Consider the following 1,366-nt stretch of genomic DNA (forward strand, 5'->3'; position numbering starts at 1 on the left):
CACCGGCAAAGGTGTTCTCGTGTGCGATCTTCTTCAAAGTCCGCAAAAAGAGTGCTGCATAAATGTTCTCGCCGGACGGGCGATACTCGGCTATCAATGACATGAAAGTGGCGATTGTGGTGGCCGCACGCTCGTCGTAAGCGTGGTAGGAATCGAAGCCGGCCACCCGCGCGTGACGGGTCAACGAGATCAACTTCCCGAGCATCAGCTGCAACAGCGCTCGCCCCGCGAGAACGCTGCCCTCCTGGTGGAGGGTCAACAGTGCCAGCAGTACGGCGTCGCGATCGAGGCGATGGGCGCCAGCCAAGTCGTTGAGTTCTTGCACCTGCTTCAAGGCCGGCTGATTGACCGACCATGTGAGCACCTCTGCCGCTGCTGAGGGTCGTGCGCACAGCTGCATCCATTCGGTGTTCAGGCGGCTGTAGAGGTCGCCTCGAGTCGCGTCGTGGGACGGCAGGGCGGACGACGAATGGCTGGGTGCGGTTGCTGCGTGGGTGGACATTTCCACGGGTCTCCTCTGTGCGCGTGCGAGGTTGGTCTCGCGCCCAGTAGAGCAGCCCTATATTGCCTCTGACCTGCATGTTTGTTGTTGCCAGGGGAGTGTTTGTTGTTGCCGGAGATGTTGTTGCCGCGCGCTTTGCCGTGAGTGGATGCGCGTGCATCGAAGGCATCGACGTGCACGTTTGAACCTCTGGCAACAAGCACCTGGCCGCGCTCGGAAAAAACTTTGAAAAAAGTTTGGCGAGCTCTGTCACTCAGGTCTTCGCGCCCGGATCTTCCTACAAGTAGAAGCCCACAAATTCGGTGCGGCTTTCACACTCGCCAGTCGCCAGGAGGACCGGATGCACGACTCGATGCAAGCGCTACTGCACGATCTCGGCTACGCCCATGCCATTGCTGAGGAGATCCGTCGAGTCGCTGCGGCTCTCACACGAAACCCATTCGACGAAGATGCCAGCGCCGCGCTCTCGTTGTTGGTATTCGCAGAGGTGCCGGCCGCTCGTGCAGCGCTTGCGCGGGCAATGAGCGCCGACATCCCGGATGGCGAATCAGAACTCGACTCGTCAGAGCAGCCGTCCGAGGCAGGTATCCGATGAACATTGATTGGAAGAAGATCAACAACTTCGGGCGCACTCCGAAACCGAAGCAGGATGGTTCCGCAACCGCCGATTCCACCGAGACGATCGTCGATGAAGTAGAGGAGCGTGTGCGCGCAGAGCGAGTCCAGTGGGGCCTTCGTCAGCAGTGGACTACACGCGCAATTCGCGGTGCGATCATCGCCGCTCTCGTCGCAGGAATTGTCTCACTGCTGCTCGTCGTATTCGGCTCGTCGTCAACTCCGGCAGTCGTCAAAGCAACTGACAAC

3 protein-coding genes are annotated in these 1,366 nt (G+C 59.8%); 2 read left to right on the plus strand and 1 reads right to left on the minus strand.

All coding sequences use genetic code 11. The features are described from left to right. Window positions 1–502, minus strand: a 502-nt coding sequence (locus ACIQ2D_RS22000) for a hypothetical protein (RefSeq protein ID WP_402867419.1), incomplete at its 3' end; no start/stop codon positions are given. A 340-nt stretch (window positions 503–842) separates the two neighbouring features. Here ACIQ2D_RS22000 and ACIQ2D_RS22005 point away from each other — a divergent pair. Continuing rightward, window positions 843–1,097 (plus strand): hypothetical protein, encoded by a 255-nt coding sequence (locus ACIQ2D_RS22005; protein WP_182262178.1) that lies wholly within the window; start codon window positions 843–845, stop codon window positions 1,095–1,097. Further along, a partial coding sequence (locus ACIQ2D_RS22010) for a hypothetical protein (protein ID WP_402867420.1) occupies window positions 1,094–1,366 on the plus strand: 273 nt, incomplete at its 3' end. The genes ACIQ2D_RS22005 and ACIQ2D_RS22010, both read left to right, overlap by 4 nt.

It is taken from the genome of Lysinibacillus sp. NPDC097287 (genome assembly GCF_044761695.1).
Taxonomy (GTDB): Bacteria; Bacillota; Bacilli; order Bacillales_A; family Planococcaceae; genus Lysinibacillus.

Coding starts and splice junctions, on each gene's coding strand:
- ACIQ2D_RS22005 (WP_182262178.1), top strand. CDS start 843: ATGCACGACTCGATGCAAGCGCTACTGCACGATCTCGGCTACGCCCAT.